Origin of the sequence: Streptomyces sp. NBC_00425 (assembly GCF_036030735.1) — a bacterium.
GTDB lineage: Bacteria > Actinomycetota > Actinomycetes > Streptomycetales > Streptomycetaceae > Streptomyces.
Map to the genome: position 1 here is coordinate 7,246,460 of NZ_CP107928.1, position 20,168 is coordinate 7,266,627.

At 73.4% G+C, this 20,168-nt stretch carries 20 protein-coding genes and 2 pseudogenes; 9 read left to right on the forward strand and 13 right to left on the reverse strand.

Features of this window, described 5'->3' with window-relative positions; all coding sequences use genetic code 11:
- Positions 1-216: 216 nt before the first annotated feature.
- Complete coding sequence (locus OHS82_RS31790; protein ID WP_199863817.1) at positions 217-393, forward strand: hypothetical protein; 177 nt, start codon at positions 217-219, stop codon at positions 391-393.
- 56 nt (positions 394-449) lie between these two features.
- On the opposite strand, the gene OHS82_RS31795 is transcribed toward OHS82_RS31790, so the two are convergent.
- The 3 genes and pseudogenes from OHS82_RS31795 to OHS82_RS31805 form a co-directional block, all read right to left on the reverse strand.
- On the reverse strand, positions 450-2,264 hold the full coding sequence (locus tag OHS82_RS31795) for an ABC transporter ATP-binding protein (protein ID WP_242433201.1): 1,815 nt from the start codon (positions 2,262-2,264) through the stop codon (positions 450-452).
- A gap of 342 nt (positions 2,265-2,606) precedes the next feature.
- Positions 2,607-3,053 (reverse strand): hypothetical protein, encoded by a 447-nt coding sequence (locus tag OHS82_RS31800; RefSeq protein ID WP_057580263.1) that lies wholly within the window; start codon positions 3,051-3,053, stop codon positions 2,607-2,609.
- A gap of 224 nt (positions 3,054-3,277) precedes the next feature.
- Positions 3,278-3,973 (reverse strand): annotated as a pseudogene (locus OHS82_RS31805) (ATP-binding protein); the annotation flags it as partial.
- A 267-nt stretch (positions 3,974-4,240) separates the two neighbouring features.
- Here OHS82_RS31805 and OHS82_RS31810 point away from each other — a divergent pair.
- The gene (locus OHS82_RS31810; RefSeq protein ID WP_057580267.1) at positions 4,241-5,101 is read left to right on the forward strand and encodes a helix-turn-helix domain-containing protein; all 861 of its coding nucleotides are present in this window, start codon (positions 4,241-4,243) and stop codon (positions 5,099-5,101) included.
- A complete protein-coding gene (locus OHS82_RS31815) occupies positions 5,102-5,356 on the forward strand; it encodes a DUF397 domain-containing protein (protein WP_057580268.1) in 255 nt (84 codons plus the stop codon).
- A 399-nt stretch (positions 5,357-5,755) separates the two neighbouring features.
- On the opposite strand, the gene pdxR is transcribed toward OHS82_RS31815, so the two are convergent.
- Positions 5,756-7,198 carry a MocR-like pyridoxine biosynthesis transcription factor PdxR gene (pdxR, locus tag OHS82_RS31820; RefSeq protein ID WP_057580269.1) on the reverse strand — a complete coding sequence of 481 codons (1,443 nt, stop codon included), beginning with the start codon at positions 7,196-7,198 and terminating at the stop codon, positions 5,756-5,758.
- A gap of 38 nt (positions 7,199-7,236) precedes the next feature.
- On the opposite strand from pdxR, the pseudogene OHS82_RS31825 reads away from it, so the two are divergent.
- A pseudogene (locus OHS82_RS31825) lies at positions 7,237-7,476 on the forward strand (carboxymuconolactone decarboxylase family protein); the annotation flags it as partial.
- Between the two features lie 43 nt (positions 7,477-7,519).
- Here OHS82_RS31825 and OHS82_RS31830 read toward each other — a convergent pair.
- The 3 genes from OHS82_RS31830 to OHS82_RS31840 all read right to left on the reverse strand — a co-directional run bounded on the left by OHS82_RS31830 (position 7,520) and on the right by OHS82_RS31840 (position 10,722).
- Positions 7,520-9,007: a glutamate synthase subunit beta gene (locus tag OHS82_RS31830; RefSeq protein WP_057580270.1), complete on the reverse strand. Its 1,488-nt coding sequence runs from the start codon at positions 9,005-9,007 to the stop codon at positions 7,520-7,522.
- Positions 9,008-9,153: 146 nt separating this feature from the next.
- The gene (locus tag OHS82_RS31835; protein ID WP_057580271.1) at positions 9,154-9,633 is read right to left on the reverse strand and encodes an anthrone oxygenase family protein; all 480 of its coding nucleotides are present in this window, start codon (positions 9,631-9,633) and stop codon (positions 9,154-9,156) included.
- A 351-nt stretch (positions 9,634-9,984) separates the two neighbouring features.
- On the reverse strand, positions 9,985-10,722 hold the full coding sequence (locus OHS82_RS31840; RefSeq protein WP_079041342.1) for a DUF2293 domain-containing protein: 738 nt from the start codon (positions 10,720-10,722) through the stop codon (positions 9,985-9,987).
- A gap of 80 nt (positions 10,723-10,802) precedes the next feature.
- Between OHS82_RS31840 and OHS82_RS31845 the strand changes: the two genes are divergently transcribed.
- Together OHS82_RS31845 and OHS82_RS31850 are read left to right on the forward strand one after the other, a co-directional pair.
- Positions 10,803-11,435 carry a hypothetical protein gene (locus OHS82_RS31845; RefSeq protein ID WP_057580273.1) on the forward strand — a complete coding sequence of 211 codons (633 nt, stop codon included), beginning with the start codon at positions 10,803-10,805 and terminating at the stop codon, positions 11,433-11,435.
- Between the two features lie 187 nt (positions 11,436-11,622).
- A complete protein-coding gene (locus OHS82_RS31850) occupies positions 11,623-12,057 on the forward strand; it encodes a CBS domain-containing protein (protein WP_057580274.1) in 435 nt (144 codons plus the stop codon).
- A gap of 21 nt (positions 12,058-12,078) precedes the next feature.
- On the opposite strand, the gene OHS82_RS31855 is transcribed toward OHS82_RS31850, so the two are convergent.
- Entirely contained in the window at positions 12,079-13,206 is a 1,128-nt protein-coding gene (locus OHS82_RS31855) for a magnesium and cobalt transport protein CorA (RefSeq protein WP_057580275.1), read from the reverse strand.
- Positions 13,207-13,439: 233 nt separating this feature from the next.
- Here OHS82_RS31855 and OHS82_RS31860 point away from each other — a divergent pair, with 233 nt between their 5' ends.
- Positions 13,440-14,234 (forward strand): methyltransferase domain-containing protein, encoded by a 795-nt coding sequence (locus OHS82_RS31860; RefSeq protein ID WP_057580322.1) that lies wholly within the window; start codon positions 13,440-13,442, stop codon positions 14,232-14,234.
- Positions 14,235-14,403: 169 nt separating this feature from the next.
- On the opposite strand, the gene OHS82_RS31865 is transcribed toward OHS82_RS31860, so the two are convergent.
- On the reverse strand, positions 14,404-15,348 hold the full coding sequence (locus tag OHS82_RS31865) for a carbohydrate kinase family protein (RefSeq protein WP_057580323.1): 945 nt from the start codon (positions 15,346-15,348) through the stop codon (positions 14,404-14,406).
- Between the two features lie 28 nt (positions 15,349-15,376).
- Here OHS82_RS31865 and OHS82_RS31870 point away from each other — a divergent pair, with 28 nt between their 5' ends.
- On the forward strand, positions 15,377-15,679 hold the full coding sequence (locus tag OHS82_RS31870; RefSeq protein ID WP_328435041.1) for a hypothetical protein: 303 nt from the start codon (positions 15,377-15,379) through the stop codon (positions 15,677-15,679).
- Positions 15,680-15,707: 28 nt separating this feature from the next.
- Here OHS82_RS31870 and OHS82_RS31875 read toward each other — a convergent pair whose 3' ends face one another.
- Positions 15,708-16,616, reverse strand: coding sequence for a pseudouridine-5'-phosphate glycosidase (locus tag OHS82_RS31875; protein ID WP_057580277.1), 909 nt, complete (start codon positions 16,614-16,616; stop codon positions 15,708-15,710).
- A gap of 99 nt (positions 16,617-16,715) precedes the next feature.
- Here OHS82_RS31875 and OHS82_RS31880 point away from each other — a divergent pair, with 99 nt between their 5' ends.
- Complete coding sequence (locus OHS82_RS31880) at positions 16,716-17,144, forward strand: VOC family protein (protein WP_057580278.1); 429 nt, start codon at positions 16,716-16,718, stop codon at positions 17,142-17,144.
- On the opposite strand, the gene OHS82_RS31885 is transcribed toward OHS82_RS31880, so the two are convergent.
- The 3 genes from OHS82_RS31885 to OHS82_RS31895 form a co-directional block, all read right to left on the reverse strand.
- Positions 17,135-18,427 carry an MFS transporter gene (locus OHS82_RS31885; protein WP_057580279.1) on the reverse strand — a complete coding sequence of 431 codons (1,293 nt, stop codon included), beginning with the start codon at positions 18,425-18,427 and terminating at the stop codon, positions 17,135-17,137. The two genes, OHS82_RS31880 and OHS82_RS31885, sit on opposite strands and share 10 nt — an antisense overlap.
- A 202-nt stretch (positions 18,428-18,629) precedes the next feature.
- Positions 18,630-19,184, reverse strand: a complete 555-nt coding sequence (locus tag OHS82_RS31890; RefSeq protein ID WP_057580280.1) for a methylated-DNA--[protein]-cysteine S-methyltransferase — start codon at positions 19,182-19,184, stop codon at positions 18,630-18,632.
- Positions 19,185-19,242: 58 nt separating this feature from the next.
- Positions 19,243-20,115, reverse strand: a complete 873-nt coding sequence (locus tag OHS82_RS31895; RefSeq protein WP_328435042.1) for a glycerophosphodiester phosphodiesterase — start codon at positions 20,113-20,115, stop codon at positions 19,243-19,245.
- Positions 20,116-20,168: the final 53 nt, after the last annotated feature.

Here is a 20,168-nt window from a genome sequence, read left to right on the forward strand (position 1 = left end):
CGCTGCGCGGTGCCGCCCGCGCTGTCCCGACCCTGCGACAGATGAGACGTGTGCGAGCACGGACACGCAGGGTGCGGGGATGTTCGTCAGGTGACCGGATTCTCACACTCCGCACCGAACGCGTGTCACCTATGTCTCAGTCCGGCAACCGGGCGAGGCGATCGGCCTCTGCGAAGCGTTAACTCCTACAAGTACGACGCTGATCGGAGGTGCGAGATGGTGAACGGGCGAACCGTGCTCGAACGCTTTCCCGCGGGCGGGCCGCGCGGGTCGTGGCCCGCGGAGGAGTTCGCGCACGCGCGGCGCATGGAGGGACTGGCCGCCGAGGTCGTCATGGACCTCGCCACGGACACGTTCCTGGTCGTCGTCCGCAGCGTCGACGCCGCGCGGTGAGACGGCAGCCGGCCGGTGCCCGCCGGTGACCGGGAGACGGCCGCCGGTCACGGGTGTCAGCCCGACGGGGAGCGGGCCGGCGTCTGCACCGTGAACTGCTCGGCCTGGAGCGCGTACAGCTCGGCGTAGACGCCGCCGCCCGCCAGCAGCTCGTCCGGCGTCCCGGACTCCACCAGCCGGCCCTGGTCGAGAACGTGCACCAGGTCCGCGTGCCGGACCGACGCCAGCCGGTGGGTGATCAGCACGACCGTCTGGCCGCTGTCGGCCAGCGCGCGGATCTTCTCGAAGACCTCCAGCTCGGCCCGGGCGTCCAGGGCCGCCGTCGGCTCGTCCACGATCAGGATGCGCCCGCGCCGGTACGCCGCCCGTGCGATGCCCAGGCGCTGCCACTGGCCGCCGGACAGCTCGTGTCCGCCGCTGAAGTGCCGGGCGAGCAGGGTGTCCAGACCACGCGGGAGGTCCGTGACGACATCCCCGGCCCCCGCCTCCGCGATCGAGGCGGCCAGCCGTTCCTCGGTCAACGGCACGGCGGAACGCCCGACGGCGATGTTGACCCGGGCGGTGAACGGCCACCGTTTGAAGTCCTGCGCCACCATCGCGATCCGCTCGGCGAGCCGGTGCCGGTCGGCGTCGGCGGCGTCCACGCCGTCCCACAGGATCCGTCCCCGGTCCGGCTTGTACAGCCCGGCCAGCAGTTTCACCAGAGTCGTCTTGCCGGATCCGTTCTCCCCGACCAGCGCGATGATCCGTCCCAGCGGGAGTGAGAGGGTGACGTCGTCGAGGGCGGGGCGCGCCGACTCGCCCGGATAGCCGAACGTGACGCTCTCGAAGCGGATCTCGCGCGGATCGTCCGGGAGGGCCACGCCGCCCGCCGGGATCGCCCGTTCGGCCGCCTCGACGTACAGCCGCTGCAGATCGCCGACGAACAGGGCCTCCTCGTGCAGTTGGTTGACCTCGAGCACCAGGGTGTTGAGGCTCGCCGAGCCGCTGCGGATCGCGATGACGGCCGTCCCCGCCACCGCCAACGCCATCGTCCCGGTGAACAGCAGGCCGCCGAGCGTGGCGTAGGTGGCCAGCGTGGCCACCCCCGTCCAGGTCGCCGCTACCAGCCCGGTGCGGGCGGCGAGCCGGGCCAGCCGGGCCTGCTCCGCCTCGGCGGTCTCGGACATCGCGCGGAAGTGGCGCAGCAGGAACGGACCGACCCCGTGGACGCGGATCTCGGGCGCCGCCGCGGGTTCGGTGAGCAGACCGGCGATGAGGTGCCCCGCGCGCGCGTGCTGCACCCAGGTGTGGAAGGACTCGTAGCGGCGTCGGGCGTTCGTCAGGGCGCTCCAGGCGCTGGGCAGGGTCATCGTCACCAGCAACGGCAGCAGGAGCGGATGCAGCACCGTCAGGACGCCGGCCGAGGCGATCAGGGAGATCAGCGCGTTCACCACGCGCGTGCCGTGGCTGATCATGTATCGGCTGGAGCGGGCTCCGTACTGGGCGGTGTCCAGCAGCTTGTGAAAGGCGTGGTCCTCGATCGCGGCGAGCTCGACCGCGGCCGCCCGCTCCAGGTACAGCTCCGTCGCCACCCGCTCCACCTTGGGCTCCAGCCGCCCGGTGGCATACGTCGAAGCGGCCCGCAGCAGTGCCGAGAGCAGGAGCACGGCGGCCATCAGGGCCAGTGCGGGGGCTGCGCCGCGCAGCCGGTCCTCGATCACGCCGCCGGTGATCAGCCGGCCCAGCACGGCGTTCATCGCCAGCAGGCCGACCGCCTGTGCCGCGCCCCGGGCGATCTCGGCCGCCAGGACGATGCGGGCGGCTCGCGGGTCGGCCTGCCGGGCCAGGCGGAGGGTCGCGGTCAGCAGGGACGGCAGCCGGGTCACCATGGCCCGGAAGTTGAGCTCCAGGAAGGCGTCCCGGTGCTGGTTCCAGCCCGTGTCGTAGCGGAGCGGTCCGCCGAACAGCAGCCGCTCCGACTCGGAGACGTCACGCTCGTCGGGACGTGTCTCCCCCGCCTCCGCTCGCTGTTCCTCCTCCGTCGGACGTCCCTTTCCCGCCTGTCGTGCCTGCCCCACCGTCGGCCTCCCCGATCGCGATCGCGGACGACGGCCACTATCGCGGGAGGAGGAACCTCGATGGCAGGGCGCAGGAGCAGGGAGACGGGACGCGCGGGCGTGCGCCGGGACGGCGGCGGCGACGGCCGCTCGCAGAGGTCCGGGAGGTGTCCGTCAGGCGCTGATCGGCCGTGACCAGGCGGGCGTCGTGCCCGTGAGGCGGCACACGGCCAGGTACAGGGGGATCGGCGGGGTGTACGGAAGGGTGCCGTCCGGCCGGTGGATGAGACCGGGGACCTGCGGGGAGTCCGTGAGGAGCGCGCCCGTGGCGTAGTGCGCGGGCGCGGGCCATTCCAGCGCGTAGTCGGAGTCCGACGGGACCAGCCACCACCAGTGCGCCCGGTCGGCGTAGACACAGCCCATGCGCGGCAGCCGCGGCATCAGCAGCGGCCCCAGGCGGGCGGGGACGGAGACGGCGTCGCATCCCAACGGGGCGGTCATGCCCTCCGGGACGGCGAGTCGGCGCGGGGCCGCGGCGGCGGACGTGCCGCCCGGTCCGCGGTGCAGGCGCACCAGTGTGTCGAGCGTGCGCACCGGTGCCCGGCCGGGGCCGGGGCTCACGTCCTGCCCCGCTCGCGACCGTGCTCGAGCGGCTGGGGGAGCGGGAGCGCGGCCGCGGGGTGGTTGGGCGTGCGGCCGTGTCGGGCGCCCGGGCCCCCGACGGCGTTGTGCTCGGCCGTGCGGTGCCACTGCGGTGCCACGCGGGCGGCGAGGACGCCGGTGGCGGACGCGGGGTGCGGGCGGGCCGCCGGGTCGGTCGGCGCGTGGAGCCGCTGTTCGGGCTCGTCCTCGTCGGCCGGGTCGTCGCCCGTGCCCGGCTTCGGGCGGGCGCCCCAGCCGAGGTCGTTGCGCGGCCCCGCGGGGTCGGCGGACGGCCGTGCGGGACCGTCGTGGAACTCGTCCTGGGTATCGAGGAGGTCACCGAGGTCGCAGGGATGCGCTGCGTCGGCGGCGAGGCTGTTGCAGGGTTCGGCCGGGTCGCGGGGCGCGTCGGCCTTGCGCGGCAGATCGGCCCAGACCAGCAGGCCGGGCCCGTGTTCCTGGGCGCCCCAGGAGTGGCAGAGGGCCTCGACCAGGATCAGTCCCCGGCCGTGCTCCTCCTCGGGCCGCTGCGGCGAGGGGTGCGGCTCACCGGGGGCGCAGCCCTGGTCGCGCACGGCTATGCGGACCAGGTCGTCGCCGTCGTGCAGCTCGCAGACGACCATGTCGCTCGCCGTGTGCACGATCGCGTTGGTGACCAGCTCGGAGACGACCAGGGCGGCGGTGTCACAGGTGTCCTCGCACACCGACCAGCCCGTCAGCCGGGCCCTCGTCAGGCGTCTGGCCTGGGCGGGGGAACCCGGGTGGGCGGCCAGCTCGAATCGGAACCGGCGCTCGGCAGCGGCCTGGTCGGGGCCTGCTCCCGCGCTGGCACCGAGACCCTGGGGGCGGCCTGCGGCAGCGTCTGTTCCTAAGGGCGCGGACGGAATCACGCTTGCCACTATCGCCCCGCCGTGAACACTTGGCAAGTGTCACTCTGAAAAATGCAGAGTGCTGTGTGACGCGGTGGAGGGCCGTGGCACACTGCTCCGCAACAGCACGTAGAACGGCGCCGGTCGGGATCGCCGGAGATCCGTACTCATCCGTACAGATCTGCGGACCATGTCCTCGAGTGGCGCCGTAGGGCTGTCGGGATTCTTTCGTGGACCGGCCGGGGCGGGGCTCGTGGGACCCCGCGCGACCGGCCGGGCTCTTCGTGGAGGTGGAGCGTGAGCGAACCGCGGTCCGCGCCGACGGTCGGGCAGGTCGTCCTCGGTCGGCGTCTGCTGGACCTGCGGGAACGCGCCGGGCTCAAGCGCGAGGAAGCCGCCCGCATCCTCCGCGTCGCGCCCGCCACCGTCCGCCGCATGGAGATGGCCGAGGTCAGCCTCAAGATCCCTTATCTCCAGCTGCTGCTGAAGGCCTACGGGGTCACCGACGAGGAGGCCGAGGGCTTCGTCCAGCTCGCCGAAGACGCCAACAAGCCCGGCTGGTGGCAGCGGTTCCACGACGTCCTGCCCGGCTGGTTCTCGATGCACGTCAGCCTGGAGGGCGCCGCGGCCCTCATCCGCCAGTACGAGCCCCACTTCGTCCCCGGACTGCTCCAGACCGAGGACTACGCGCGCGGGGTCCTGAGGTCCGGCGCCATCGGCCAGACCCGGCCGGAGGACATCGAGCGTCTCGTCGCGCTGCGCATACAACGCCAGGATCTGCTCACCCGCGAGGACGCGCCCCGGTTGTGGGTCGTGATGGACGAGACCGTCCTGCGCCGCTCCGCCGGCGGCCCGGAGGTGATGCGCGCGCAGATCGACAAACTGCTCGAGGCCGCGGAGCTGCCGAATGTGACGTTGCAGGTCGCCCCGTTCGCGAACGGGCCGCATCCGGGCACGTACGGGCCCTTCGTGCTCTTTCGATTCGCCATGCCGGAGCTTCCGGACATGGTCTACAGCGAGTACCTGACCGGCGCGGTCTATCTCGACGCGCGCACCGAGGTGGCGACCCACCTCGAGGTCATGGACCGCATGGCGGCGCAGGCCGCTACTGCACATCGCACGAAGGAGATCCTCCGGGATCTCCGCAAGGAGTTGTGAATGGATCGCATCAAGCCGCGCAAACGGGTCTACAACGGCATGCCCGCGCGGGACTTGGGCAGCGAAGGCTGGCACAAGCCGTGGAGCGGCGGGAACGGCGGGAACTGCCTGGAGGCGATGAAGCTCGCCGACGGCCGGATCGCCGTCCGCCAGTCCACCGACCCGGACGGTCCGGCGTTGATCTACACCACCGACGAGATGACGGCCTTCATCGAGGGAGCGAAGGCGGGAGAGGCGGACTTCCTGTTGTCCTGACGTGACTGGCGTGACGTTTCTGCGATGCCCCGGCCGTCTATCGACTGCCGTGATTGCCTTCTTCCCGCTCGACTTCCTAATTTTGGCACTGAATTGATCTTCATCGACCGCTTCGGACGCTTACGGAGTACTTCATGACCGGGCAGGCCTCGACCCCCGCCGTCGAGCGGGGGTACGGCCCGCGCCCTTGAGGAAGAAGGCAGAAGACACAAGGCAGACGGCACGAGGCAGACGGCACGAGGCAGAAGGCACGAGGCAGAAGGCACGAGGCAGAAGGCGCGAGGCAGAAGGCGCGAGAGGAGGTGGCAGGGGAGGGCAGGACGGGGCGTGGGAACGGCCCCGCCGCACACGCCCCTCCGCACGCGCCCTTCCCGCACCCCGGCGACGGCCCGCTGTCCCTCAGCTGTCGGCGCGGTGCCGCCGCGGGTCCGGCGGGAGTCCCTGGCACAGTGCGTCCAGCGCCGCGCCGTAGGCGTGGTCCGGCGGCGTCGCGTAACCGACGACGAGTCCGTCCTGCGCCGCCATGCCCGTGCCCGGGTGACGGAAGCCCGCCAGGCCGTCCAGCGCGACGCCCTGCCCCGCGACAGCCCTCAGGGCCGACCGCTCGGTGCCCGGCGGCAGCCTGAGCACCGCGTGGAGACCGGCCGCCACCCCGGTGACCTCGACGTGCGGCGCCTGTGCGGCGAGCGCCTCGACCAGCCGGTCCCGGCGACCGCGGTACCGCTGCCGCATACGCCGCACATGACGGTCGTACGACCCGGAAGCGATGAGGTCGGCCAGGCTGAGCTGGTCCAGAACACTCGCCCACGCCTCCCGCTCGCCCTTGGCCGCGAGGACCCCGTCCACGTAGCGCCCGGGCAGCGCCATCCAGCCGATGCGCAACGCGGGCGACAGGCTCTTGCTGACCGAGCCGATGTAGATCACCCGCTCCGGATCGAGTCCCTGGACCGCCCCGACCGGCTTGCGGTCGTAGCGGAACTCCCCGTCGTAGTCGTCCTCCAGGACGACGCCGCCACGCGCGCGTGCCCAGTCGATCACCGCCGCCCGGCGGTTCGCGTGCAGCGGGCCGCCGGTCGGGAACTGGTGCGCCGGCGTGAGCAGCACCGCCCGCTCGCGCCCCAGCTCTCCGACGCGGGCCCCGTCCTCGTCCAGGGGAAGAGGCGTCGTCCGCACGCCCGCCGTCGCCAGCAGCTCCCGGTGGAAGCCCAGCCCGTAGGCCTCCACGGCCAGCGGACCGCGCAGCACCCCGCTGCCCGGGGCGAACAGCAGACGCAGTGCGTGAGCGAAGCCCGAGCAGATCACAAGGCGCTCGGGCACGGTGCGCACACCACGCGCGCGTGCCAGATACTCGGTCAGGGCCTCCCGCAACTCCCTGCGCCCGGCGGGGTCGCCGGGCCCGAACGCCTCGGCGGGCGCCCGTTGGAGGGCGCGCCGGTAGGAGGCCAGCCAGGCCGCACGCGGGAACGAGGAAGCGTCCGGAACACCCTGCCGCAGATCGTGCCGGGGGTCACGCGCGCGTGCGGGCGCCCTGACGGCCACGCGCTCGGTCCGGCGCAGCGGCTCGGCCCGCTCGGCCACCCGCGTGCCGGAGCCCTGCCGGGCTGTCAGCCAGCCTTCCGCGACGAGTTCCGCGTACGCGTCGGCCACCGTGTTGCGGGCGACGCCCAGGTCGGCGGCGAGTGAACGATAGGGCGGCAGACGGGTTCCCGGAGGGAGCCGCCCACTGCGCACGGCCTCGCGCAGCGCCCGGATGAGCGCGGCTCGCCGCCCGCCCGGCCCGGACAGCTCAAGATGCAGGTCCGCGCCGATCCGCTCCGCAGAATTGACCCATGAATCCGCCATGAGGATGCACCCTACAGACGGTCTTTTCGCTCCCTGCGATCCGCGCCTCCGGTCTGAACGGCCGCGCCTGCCGCCTGCACATGCACACGGGCGACGCCGTGCACACGGGCGGCGTCGCGGGGCCGGCGAGAGCGAGGAGCGGCTGCACATGGTCGCCGTCTGCCGCGAGGCCCGCCTTCTTCACCGAGCGGGAGCAGGCCGCCCCGGCCCTGACGGACGCGGTGACGCCGGCGGCCGACGACGACGTCCCGGACGACGTCTGTGCCGGGGCCGCGGCCCCCGGCCCGCCTCGACGAGAGCCGGCCGGCTCCGGTGCCGGCCCTAGACGCTCATCGGCCGGTCGTACGGGCCGATCGGCGCCGGCAGCCGGGAAGTGCCCGTCAGAAGGCGGTCGACGGCCGCCGCCACCGCCCGCCCCTCGGCGATGGCCCACACGATCAGCGACTGGCCGCGCGCCGCGTCCCCCGCGGCGAAGACGCCGGGGACGTTCGTCGCGAAACCGGCGTCCCGTGCGATCGTCCCGCGAGGCTCCAGGGCCAGCCCGAGCTGTTCGACGAGCCCGTCCTCCCGGTCGGGTCCGGAGAAGCCGAGGGCGAGCAGCACCAGGTCGGTGCGCAGCGCGCGTGCCGTGCCGGCCACCGGCCTGCGGCGTGCGTCCACCTCGGTGAGGTGCAGGGACCGCACGTGACCGGTCTCGTCGCCGGAGAAGCGGAGCGTGGACGCGGCGAACAGCCGGGCGTCCGCGTCCGCGGCCGGCGCGGACCGCAGGTCGCGCGCCTCCTCGTGCGCCGCCGAGAGGCGGTAGATCTTCGGATACGTCGGCCAGGGGTCGGCGTCCTCGTCGCGCTCGGCGCCGGGCTGTGCGTAGATGTCCAACTGGGTCACGGAGGCGGCGCCCTCGCGCACCGCGGTGCCCAGGCAGTCGGCGCCCGTGTCGCCGCCGCCGACGATGACGACGTGCTTCCCGGCGGCGGACATCGGGGACCTCTCCAGATCCCCCTCGCACACCCGGTTGGCGAGCGGCAGATACTCCATCGCCTGGTGTATGCCGGTCAACTCCCGTCCTGGGACGTGCAGTTCGCGCCACTCGGTCGCACCGGTGGCGATCACCACGGCGTCGTAGCGGGAGCGCAGATCGGCGGCCATGACGTCCCGCCCGACCGTGGTAGAGGTGCGGAACTTCGTGCCTTCGGCCCGCATCTGCTCGATCCGTCGTTCGAGATGCCGCTTCTCCATCTTGAACGCGGGAATGCCGTACCGCATCAGTCCGCCGACGCGGTCGTCCTTCTCGTAGACGGCGACCGTGTGCCCGGCCCGGGTCAACTGCTGCGCGGCGGCCAGTCCGGTGGGCCCGGAGCCGATCACGGCCACCGTTTTCCCCGACAGCCGGTCCGGCGGCCGCGGCGGGGTCAGTCCGTCGGCCCAGGCCCGGTCGGCGATGGCCGCCTCGACGTTCTTGATGGTGACGGCGGGCTGGTTGATGGCCAGGACACAACCCGCCTCGCACGGCGCCGGACACAACCGGCCGGTGAACTCGGGGAAGTTGTTCGTCGCGTGCAGCCGCTCGCCGGCCGCCCGCCAGTCCTCCCGCGACACCAGGTCGTTCCACTCCGGGATCAGATTGCCGAGCGGGCAGGCCTCGTGGCAGAACGGGACGCCGCAGTCCATGCACCGGTCGGCCTGCTCGCTGATGATGGGCAGCAGCGCCCCGGGGACGTACACCTCGTCCCAGTCCGCGACCCGTTCCCCGACCGGCCGACGGGGCCAGTCCCGGCGCGGTGTGGTCATGAATCCCTTGGGATCGGCCATGGGCGTGCCCCTTGCGTACGCGTACGACAGGCCGAGCGTCGTCGGGCGGCACTCTCCAGGCCACGATACGTTCTGTCGGCCCCGTACGCAGGGGGGAGTGATGGGGGAGTGACACAGGTGCTTCGGTCGGATCGGAGGCGCTTCGGTCAGACCAGGGCGAGGAGGTAGACGGCCGCCGAGGCCGCGGACGCGAGCGTGCGCACATGGTTCCACCGCGTCCACTCCCGCAGGTAGACGGGCCAGTACGCGACGGCCTCCGGCGTGTCCGCCTCCTTCCGCATCAGCGTCTCGTTGCGGGGCACGTTCGCCATGACGGTCACGCCGAACGCGCCGCACAGGTACAGCGCGCTGCCCACCAGCAGGCGCACGGTCCCGTGGTCCGGCCACAACACGAACGTCACCACGGTGATCACCGCGCACAGTGCCGCGGAGCCGAGGAACAGGACCATGAACACCGGTGTCATCGCCGAGGTGTTGATCGCGTTCATGGCCGCCACGCCCTGCGCGGGCGGCAGCGCGGCGAGCCCTCGCATCACCAGGACGGAGAAGGCGCAGAAGACCCCGGCCATCAGTCCCGTCGTCAGTGCGCCCAGCACCGCGAGCACCACATACGGTCCCTCGATCATGACAACGTCAACTCCCACCCGTCGAGCGTGATCCTGCCCGGTACCGCCTCTCACCTCAAGTGAAAACCCGCTCATGATCGTCGACCATCGTCGAGACGCGCGACGGCATGCGCGGGCGTCCGGGTCGCCACCGGGTGCCGGGGCGCCCGGCCCCCCGGTGCGCGGGGGCGTCGAAGACATCGGGGCGCGGGGCGCCAGACGCGGGGCGCCAGACGCGGGGCGCGTGGCGCGGGGCGCGTGGCGCGGGGCCCCGGTGTCCCAGGCGTCGGAGCGCCGGCGCCCGGCATCGCCGCCCCGTCCCGGTCGTCCCCTCCGCCCTCTCAGAGCCGCGCGGTACGTACCCCGCCTCTGCTAGGCCGCGGTGACGCCGTCCCGGGCCGTCCGGACGTCCCGGTCCCCGCCCCATGTGCGGATCAGGGTCTCCACGTCCCCCGCGATCCGGCGGCGCGCCTCGTGCCGTGGCACGCCGCTCATCAACAGCCGGTCGTACGGCGTGTCCAGGTGCCGGACCGACGCCCTGACCGCGAAGACGACCGCCGCCTCGGACAGCGCCCGCCCGGCGGCGCTGCGGCCGACCCGGCCGCTGCCGCGCAGCGAGGCGTGCGCGGCGATCCCGTGCGCCCGGTCTTCCGGACAGCCGGGGAACAGCCGCAAGATCTCGGCCGCGAACGACTCGGCGAAGCGCGCGTCCTGCGCAGACCGCAGCCTGGCGTCGCGCGCCCGGCGCCGGCGCCGGGCCTCCGCGTCCGCCAGGCACCGCTCCTCGGCACGGGCGAGCGCCGCCTCCTCGACCAGGACGCCCTGCCGTTCGTACCGACCCTTGCGCCGGTTGAACCGGACGACCACCACCGACAGCCCGCTCTCCTCCCGTGACCTGCGCGTCAGCGCCGTGTCGCCGCTCGGCAGGAACACCAGGTGCCCGAGGTCGGCGCAGTCCAGGCAGCGCGGCGCGGCGTCCTCCAGGACCAGCATCGGCAACGGCCCGCGTCGGCAACCGGCGCATTGCTTCCGCCGTAACGGCTGGACGGCCAGAAGGCCGGACCCGACACCGACCGCGGGTCCGGGGGTGGGGAGGGCTGCGCTTGCCATGGGGGTGTCATTCCCCGTCCCCGGCACAGCGGCACCTGCCCACCTCCGGTCACCTGATCCGCCTGACGCATCATGGCCGTGTGCGACTCGAAGCGATCACCTGGGAACGGCTCGGCGACGTCCTCACCGAGCGCCTGCTCGAGCTGGAACCGGACGACGGCAGCCCCTGGCGCCGCATCGCCTTCGACGGCGCGCCGGCGGCCCGCCCCGGAGACCTCGCCGAGCGCGTCGCGGAAGCGCTGCGCACCCGCGGCCGGCCTTCGCGCGTCGTGGACGCGCACGGCTTCCTGCGCCCGGCCTCCCTCCGCCTGGAGTACGGCCGTCACGACGTGGACGCGTACCTCGACGGCTGGTTCGACACCGGCGCCCTGTGGCGCGAGGTGTTCAACCCGCTCGAGGCCGACGGCGACGGGCGCATCCTGCCCGACCTGCGGGACCCCGTCACCGACCGTGCCACCCGCAGCGACTACGTCCCGCTGCCGCCGGGAGGCTTTCTGCTGCTGCACGGTCCGCTCCTGCTGCGGCACTGGTTCCCCTTCGACCTGACGGTCCACGCCCTCCTCTCCCCTGCCGCCCTGCGACGCCGTACCCCCGAAGCCGACCAGTGGACGCTGCCTGCCTTCGAGCGGTACGCCCAGGAGACCGACCCCGCCGCCACCGCGGATGTGCTCGTCCGGGCGGACGACCCCCGCCACCCGGCCTGGGGCGGCTGACCTCCGGGACCGCGCGGGCGACTTCGGCGCCGGCGAACCGCCCACGGCAGGGACGGCACCCGGCCTCTCCGCCCGACGAGCCGTGCGGAGTTGAGATGCGGGCGCCCGGCGGCGCGGCGAGAATGAAGGGCGCCGGGACTGCGGCGCCCCCGCGCCGCGCCGGCCGCCCGGCACCGGGAGGTACGTCATGACCACCGCCGGAGACATCATGCACCGGGGCGCCCAGTGGATCCCCGCCCACGAGACCCTCGACCGCGCCGCCCAGCTGATGCGCGAACTGAACGTCGGGGCGCTGCCGATCAGCGACGAGAACGAGCGGCTCTGCGGCATCCTCACCGACCGGGACATCGTCGTCGGCTGTGTGGCCGTGGGCCGCGACCCCGCCCAGGTCACCGCCGGGGACATGGCCCACGGAACACCACGCTGGATCGACGCGCGCGCGGACGTCGGCGAGGTGCTGCAGGAGATGAAGGACCACCAGATCCGCCGGCTTCCCGTCATCGAGAACAAACGCCTGGTGGGCATGATCAGCGAAGCCGACCTCGCCCGGCACCTGACCGACGACCAGATCGCCGCCTGGGCGGAGAGCGTCTACGCGAGGAGCGGGCCGACCCCGGCATGACGACACCCCGGGCCGCCGCCGTCAGAGCCAGCCGTTGCGCCGGAAGCCGCGGTGCAGGATCAGGCAGCCGATGGATATCGCCACGATGACCAAGGGATAACCGAACCTCCAGTGCAGCTCCGGCATGGAGTCGAAGTTCATGCCGTACACCCCGCAGACCATCGTCGGCACGGCGATGACCGCCGCCCACGCCGTGATCTTGCGCATGTCCTCGTTCTGCGCGACCGTGACCTGCGCCAGATGCGCCTGCAGAATCGAGTTGAGCAGCTCGTCGAAGGCCGCGATCTGCTCCGTGGCACGCAACAGGTGGTCCGAGACGTCCCGGAAGTAGGCCTGTATCTCCGGGTCGACCACCCGCACCGGCCGGTCCGCGAGGTCCAGCAGGGGACGGCCGAGCGGGACCACCGCCCGTTTCAGCTGCAGGAGTTCCCGCTTGAGCTGATAGATGCGCCCCGGGTCGGCCCGTGCGCCGTTCTCCGCGAACACGTCCGTCTCGACCTGGTCGATGTCCGCCTGCACGGCGTCGACGACGTGGAGATAGTCGTCGACCACGTGGTCCGCGACGGCGTGCAGCACCGCCGACGGCCCCTTGGCCAGCTGCGCCGCGTCGGACTCCAGTGCCTCGCGCAACGGTCCGAGCGAGCCGTGCCGCCCGTGCCGCACCGTGATCACGAAGTCCCGTCCGACGAACACCATGATCTCGCCGGTGTCGACCACCTCGCTCGTCGCGGTCAGCTCCTCGTGCTCGACGTAGCAGACCGTCTTGAACACCGCGAACAACGTCTCGCCGTACCGCTCGACCTTCGGCCGCTGATGGGCCTCGACGGCGTCCTCGACGGCCAGTGGATGCAGGTCGAAGAGCTGGGCGACGCCGGCGAACTCGTCGTTCGTCGGCTCGTGCAGACCGAGCCACACGAAGCCGTGACCGCTCCGGCGCACCCGCTCCACCGTGTCGACGAGATCCACGCCGTGCTCGGCCCGCACGCCGTCCCGGTACGTCACGCAGTTCACCACCGAGGACCCCAGCGGGGACCGTGCGTGATGGCTCAGGTCGACCCGGGGGCGTCGCCGCGCCAGCCGTGCCACCCCACGCAGGCCGCCGACCCTTCCGAGGCCCGTGACCTTCCGCAGATTCCCCGCCATGGTCATCCGGGTCTCCTTGCGTGTTTCTTCCCGCGCCGTGACCTGCGCCCTGCCGCGCCAGTCTGCCAGGCCCGCGCACGCCGTGGGCAAGCCTGTGGAAAGGAAGGATTCCGCTTTGTTCCCACCTGTGGACGAAGGGATTTCGGGCTGCTCAGGGGAGCCGCGCCCGCCTCTCCCGACACATGATCCCGGCCGCGTCGACCACCTCCGGCGGGTCGCACGGCTGGGATGATCGGCGCATGACGCGACCCGACGGATACCTCCTCGACAACCGGCAGCCCGAGGCGGGGGAACGCTTCGACGCCTTCGCCGCACTCTTCGACCCGACCACGTTCCGTCATCTCGAAGGGCTCGGGGTCGGCCCCGGCTGGCGGTGCTGGGAGGCCGGCGCGGGCGGCACCTCCGTCGTGTCCTGGCTGGCGAAGAAGGTCGGTCCGACCGGCAAGGTCCTCGCGACCGACATCGACACCTCGCGGCTGACGTCGGCCGCCCGCCCGCCGATCGAGGTCCGCGTCCACGACCTCGGCGCCGGCGAGCCGCCGATGGAGGGCTTCGATCTGGTGCACGCCCGGCTCGTTCTGGTCCACGTGCCGGACCGGGAGCGGGCGCTGCGGTCGATGGTGGGCGCACTGCGCCCGGGCGGACGGCTGCTGATCGAGGACGCCGACCCCGCCCTGCAGCCGCTGCTCTGCCCCGACGAGCACGGCCCGGAGCAGCAGCTCGCGAACCGTCTGCGGCACGGCTTCCGTGAGCTCCTCGCCGGCCGGGGTGCCGACCTCTCCTACGGCCGCAAGCTGCCCCGGCTGCTGCGTGAGGCCGGACTGCGCCGAGTCGAGGCCGACGCCTACTTCCCCGTCACCTCGCCCGCCTCCGCCGCCCTGGAGTCCGCGACGGTGCGCCAGATCCGCGAGCAGCTCGTCGGGGCGGGCGTCGCGACGGACGAGGAGATCGACCGTCATCTGGCGAACGTCGCCGAGGGCAGCATGGACCTGGCGACGGCCCCGATGATCTCGGCCTGGGGACGCAAGGAGTAACGAGACCGCAGAGGCCCGCGGAGGGCGCAGGCCGCGCCGCGGGAAGGGCGCGCCGCGGAACGGGGGCCCTGGTGAAGGCGCGCCGTGGAACGGGGGCGAGGAGAGGCGCACGGGCGGGGACGGACGACTCGGCGCCCCCCGGAGCGCCCGGCACGGGCGGTGCGTGGCGTCAGCCCGCCCGGACGGGCCGGTCCGTCGTCGTCGCCTTGTCCTCTTCCGGTGTCGGCGGTCTGGCGCCCACCCGTTCCACGGCCCGGGCCCCTGCCCGGCATCCCTCGACCGCCGCGACCGCGGCGTCGACGCCCGTGAGCAGCGCGGCGAGGAACGCACCGGTGAACGCGTCGCCGGCGCCCGTGGTGTCCCGGGGAGCCGCGGGGGCCGCGGGAACGCGGGCGAGGACAGTGCCCCCGCGGGCCACCAGCGCGCCGTCCGCCCCCTGCTTGGCCACCACCAGCGGCACATGGCGGCTCAGCTCGGCCGCCGCGTCCGCCCCGTCGGGCACCCCGGTGAGCAGACGGGCCTCGTCACGGCTGGGCAGCAGCACGTCCACGTCCTGGACGAGGCTCAGGAAGCGGGGGAGGCCCAGTTCCACCAGAAAGCCCGCCGACGCGGGATCGAGGCTCACCGGGATTCCGCGCGCGCGTGCCGCCGCCGACGCCGTACGCACCAGCGCCCGTCCCGACTCCGAGAACAGGAGATAGCCGGAGAGATGGAGCCGGCCGACGCCGTCCAGCAGCGCCTCCGACCAGTCGGCGGGGGCGAGGCGCAGGGAGGCGCCGCTGTCGGTGAGGAACGTCCGCTCCGCTGCCGCGTCCGTGTCGACGAGGCAGATCACCGTGCCGGTCGGCGCCTGTGGATCCACGACGAGGAGGGGCCGCACCCCGCCGGCGGTCAAAGCCGTTTCGTGCCAGGTCACCGATTCCGCGCCCACCCGGCCGAGCAGCCGGACGTCCGCACAGCCCCAGTGGGCGGCCCAGCACGCCACGTTGGCGCCCGCGCCGCCCGGCAGCGTCCGGATCACCGCGACCGTGTCCGTTCCCGAGGCCGGCGTGCCCCTGTGCCGGGCGACGACGTCCGTCACCACGTCCCCGACGACCAGCAGCGCACCGCCGATCGGAGGACCCGACGGTGCGCGTCCGGACGTGCCCTCGGACACGGACGCCGCCTTCGGTCCTGCCGTCGCCCCGGCCCGCACGACCGCCCCGGATCCGACCCGCACGTCCGCGCCGGACATCCCCTCCGCGCCGGACATCCCCTCCGTGCCGGAGGTCCCCTCCGTGCCGGACATCCCCTCCGTGCCGGAGGTCCCCTCCGTGCCGGACATCCCCTCCGTGCCGGAGGTCCCCTCCGTGCCGGAGGTCCCCTCCGTGCCGGAGGTCCCCTCCGCGTCCGCGTGCGGCCTCGCGTCCGCGGACGTCTCCGCGTTCCGGACCGGGCCGGCGTGATGGTGGTGCGCCCCGTCCGGTCGCGCCGTCACGCCTCGGACCACGCCGTCGCGATCCGCGCCGCCAGGCGCACGTTGCCGCGGACCGCCGCCAGGTTGGCGCTCAGGGACGCCCCGTCGGTGTGCCGGACCAGGTAGTCGAGCAGGAACGGCGTGACGCCCTGCCCGGAGACGCCGGCCTCCTCGCACGCGTGCAGCGCGTCGGCGAGCATACGCGCGTGCAGCGCGGGATCCAGCTGCTCCTCCTCGGGGACCGGGTTGGCGACGATCAGGGCCGACCGGGGCGCCCCGAGCGCGTCCTGGGCCCGCATGACGTCGGCCACCTGCTTCGGACCGTGCAGCGTCCAGTCCACCGGATGACCCGAGTCGGACAGGTAGAACCCGGGGAAGCGGTCGGTGCCGTACCCGGCGACGGCGACGCCCAGCGTCTCCAGCCGTTGCAGGGTCGCGGGCACGTCCAGGATCGACTTGACCCCCGCGCAGACCACCGTGATCCGTGTGCTCGCCAGCAGCCCCAGGTCGGCCGACTCGTCCTGGGTGACCGTCCACTCCCGGTGCACCCCGCCGAGGCCGCCCGTCGCGAACACCCGGACGCCCGCCAGCGCCGCCAGGAGGGCCGTCGCCGACACCGTGGTCGCCCCGCTCGCACCGGAGCCCACCGCCAGCGGCAGGTCGCGATGGCCCAGCTTGCGGAACCCGTCCTCGTTGGCGACCCGCTCCAGCTGCTTCTCGTCCAGGCCCACATGGGGCCGCCCGTCCAGCACGGCGATCGTCGCCGGCACGGCGCCCTCCGCGCGCACGACGGACTCCAGCTCCAGCGCCACCTGCAGATTGCGCGGGCGGGGCAGCCCGTGCGAGATGATCGTTGACTCCAGTGCCACCACGGGTTGACGCGCGTCGACCGCGTTCCGCACCTCTTCCGACACCACCAGCACCACGCGCCCGCCTCCTGTCCGTCGGTCTCCTCTCATCTCTGGCGGGCGGCGCGCCCGGTCAAACCCTTGCGTCCTGTGGGGCAGGACACCAGCCTGGAAGGCATGACGGATCACACGGCACGTCTCGACCACGTCGTCCTGTGGGTGCGCGACCCGGCGGCCGCGGCCGGCTTCTACGAACAGGCCGTCGGGCTGACGCCCGTCAGGCTCGCCGAGTTCGTCGCCGGCGAGGAGCCCTTCCCCTCCGTCCGCGTCAACGAGGACTGTCTGCTCGACCTGATGCCGTCGTCGGCGGCGGAGCGCATGACGATGCTTCCCGGCGCCGCCGAGAGTGCGGGGCACCCCGTGAACCACGTCTGCCTCGCCCTGCCGAGAGGGGACTTCGACGCCCTGCGCGCCCGCCTGGAGGAACGCGCCGTCCCGGTGTCGGACCTCGCGCACGGCTCCTTCGGCGCCCGAGGCGACGCCACGCGCAGCTTCTACTTCCGCGACCCGGACGGCAACGTCGTCGAGGCACGGCACTACGACTGAGGAGCCCCGCCCTCGCCGCCGCGCTCCCCGCTCCAGGTGAACAGAGCCAGAGCCGTCAGCGGGAGCAGCAGGGTCGCCGCGGCGACGTTGAGCCACCCGTAGCTCGCCCGCGCCACCACGAGCCCGGCGATCGCCCCGCCGACACCCGCCGAGGCGTTCATGGTGAGATCGGAGATCCCCTGCGCGGCGGCCCGCGCGGACTGCGGCACCGCGTCGGTCAGCAGCGCCGAACCGGAGACCAGCCCGGCCGACCAGCCGAGGCCGAGGACGAACAGCCCGGCGGCGGTCTGCCGGTGGTCGTCGCCGGCCGTGCCGGCCAGGAACAGGGCCAGGACAAGGAGCCCGGCCGCGAGGCCCGTCACCGAGAAGCGCCCCACCCGGTCGGCCAGCCGCCCCATCAACGGTGCGAACGCGTACATGCCGGCGATGTGCCCGCTGATGACCAGCCCGATCAGCTCGATGCTCGCGCCGTGGTGGGCGAGGTCCACCGGGGTCATCGACATGACGGAGACCATCGCCGTGTGCGACACGGCCACCGTCACCAGCGCCAGCCGCGCGTACGGCGAGGCCGCGACGGCCGCCAGACCCGCCCGCAGCGAACGGGCCTCGGGGGACCGCTCGTCCTCCGGCGCGAGCGCGCGGGCCGTCAGCAGCGGGTCCGGGCGCAGCAGCACCGCCACCACCAGCGCGGCTATGACGAAGATGCCGGCCGCCCACAGGAAGGGTCCGGCCGCCGCGGGTATCCCCAGCCCGGTGACGCTGCGGCCGGCGGGTGCGGCGATGTTCGGGCCCAGGACCGCACCGACGGTCGTCGCCCACACGACATGGGAGATGGCCCGGGCGCGGCGCTGCGGCTCGGCGAGGTCGGCGGCGGCGAACCGGGCCTGCAGATTCGCGGAGGACGCCGCGCCGAACGCGGCCATGCCGCACAGCAGCATCGGAAAGCTCCCGAGGCGCGCCGCCACCACGACGACGCCCGCTCCCAGCGCGCCGACGAGGTAGGCCAGCACCAGCCCGGGCCGGCGGCCGCGCGCGGTCATCAACGCGGCCATCGGCATCGACAGCACGGCGGTACCCGCGACGGTCGCCGTGGGCGCGAGCCCGGACAGGGCCTCGGTGCCGCTGACCTGCCGGGCCAGGACGGCGGCCAGCGCGATGCCGGTGGCGACGCCGAGCCCGCCGAGGATCTGGCTGGTGATCAGCACGGCGGTCGTGCGACGGCGCAGGGCGGGCAGGTGCACCGCGTCCACGGGCGGTGCCGCGGCGCGTTCGGCGGCGGTCACATCAGGCTCCTCTCCACGGCACAGGTCTGCGTCGCCGCACGGACGACCCGCACCACGACAGGGACCTGCGCCACCGCGTGGCCGTGCGCGGCGGTCCGGCCACGCGGACGGACGGACATGCGGGTCACCGGCGCAGTCTCCCCCCTCTGCCCCGCGCCGCCCAGACCCCGGCGGAGCGGCTCGGACCACCGATGCGAACGGTTCAGAACAGCGGCTCGGGCAGGACGCCCTCCAGAGCGAGCAGCTTCCTCTTGGTCTCCAGACCGCCGCCGAAGCCGCCGATGCCGCCGTCCCTCTCCACCACCCGGTGGCAGGGCACGACGACCGGCAGCGGGTTGGACCCCATCGCCGCTCCCACCGCCTGCGCCGCCCCCGGCTGCCCCACCCGCTGCGCCAGATCGCCGTAGCCCACGACGGCCCCGTACGGAACACCGGACGCCAGCTCGCGCAGCACCTGGCGGTTGAAGCCCGAGATCAGGGACCAGTCCAGGGGCAGCGCGAAGGTCTGCCGCTCCCCGGAGAAATAGGCCGCGAACTGGCGTGTCGCCTCGGCCAGCAACGGGGAGCCGGGCGCCTCGACGGGCTCCGTGCCCAGCCGCTCCGCAAGCCTGGCGAGCGCCTTGTCGCGCACCGCGTCGGTGGCGTGGAAGACGACGTTGAGCAGCCCCTCGGGACTCGCCGCCAGCATCAGCGGCCCGATGTCGGTGCCCACGACGGCCCACACGACCCGCTGCCCGTACTCCGCATGGCTGTCCATGTGCCCACGGTACGGGCAGCCACCGACAACGCCCCGTGAGGGCCGTACGGCCCGCACGTCAGTACCAGTACAGCGCCCGCCGCACCACGTCGGGCCTGTCGGTGATGACGCCGTCGACGCCGTACCCGGCGACGGCCCGGGCCGTCGCCGCGGCGTCGACGGTCCAGGCGAAGACCTTCACCGGCCGCCCGTGCGGCCCGGTGAGCTCGTGCACGGCGGCGACGTACGCCGGGGAGAGGGCGGTGTAGGACGGGTTGATCTGGTCGGCGAACACCGAGAACCGGGGCAGGTCCGACAGCGCCGGCATGCCGAGCAGGCCGATCCGCACCTCGGGCATCAGCCGGTGGACCGTCCGCAGGCAGTCGGCGCTGAAACTCTGCACGATCAACCGGTTGGCGAGGTGGCGCACGTCCAGCCACCCCTCGTCGCCCAGGAGTTCGAGGACGTCCTGCTCGATGCCCGGGTACAGCTCGGGGTTCTTGATCTCCAGAAGCAGTTTCTGGTGGTTGCGGTCGACCCGGTCGACGTACTGCGTCAGCGTCGGCACGCGCACGCCCGCGTAGGCGGGGCCGAACCAGCTTCCCGCGTCGAGCCGCGCGATCTCGGCGGCGGTGAAGTCCTTCACCTTCCAGGGAGCGCGGCCCGGGAAGACCTCTTCGACGTCGGTCGTCCGGCGGAGGCTGTCGTCGTGGACGACGACGAGTTCGCCGTCACGGGTGCGCTGGACGTCGTTCTCCACCCAGAGGGCGCCCAGCGACGCCGCACGGTCGACGGCGTCCAGGGTGTTCTCCGGGGCCAGGGCGGAGGCGCCCCGGTGGGCGATCACCGCAGGCCGCAGCGCGATGCCCGCGCGGGCGCTGTGTACGGGGAGCAGGAGCGGCACGGCGCCCAGGATCGCGGTGGTCGTGACGGCAACTACGCGTGTGCGCATGCGTACTCCTCGCGTCGAGCGATCACATACAGCTCAACTGTGACAGCGAAGAG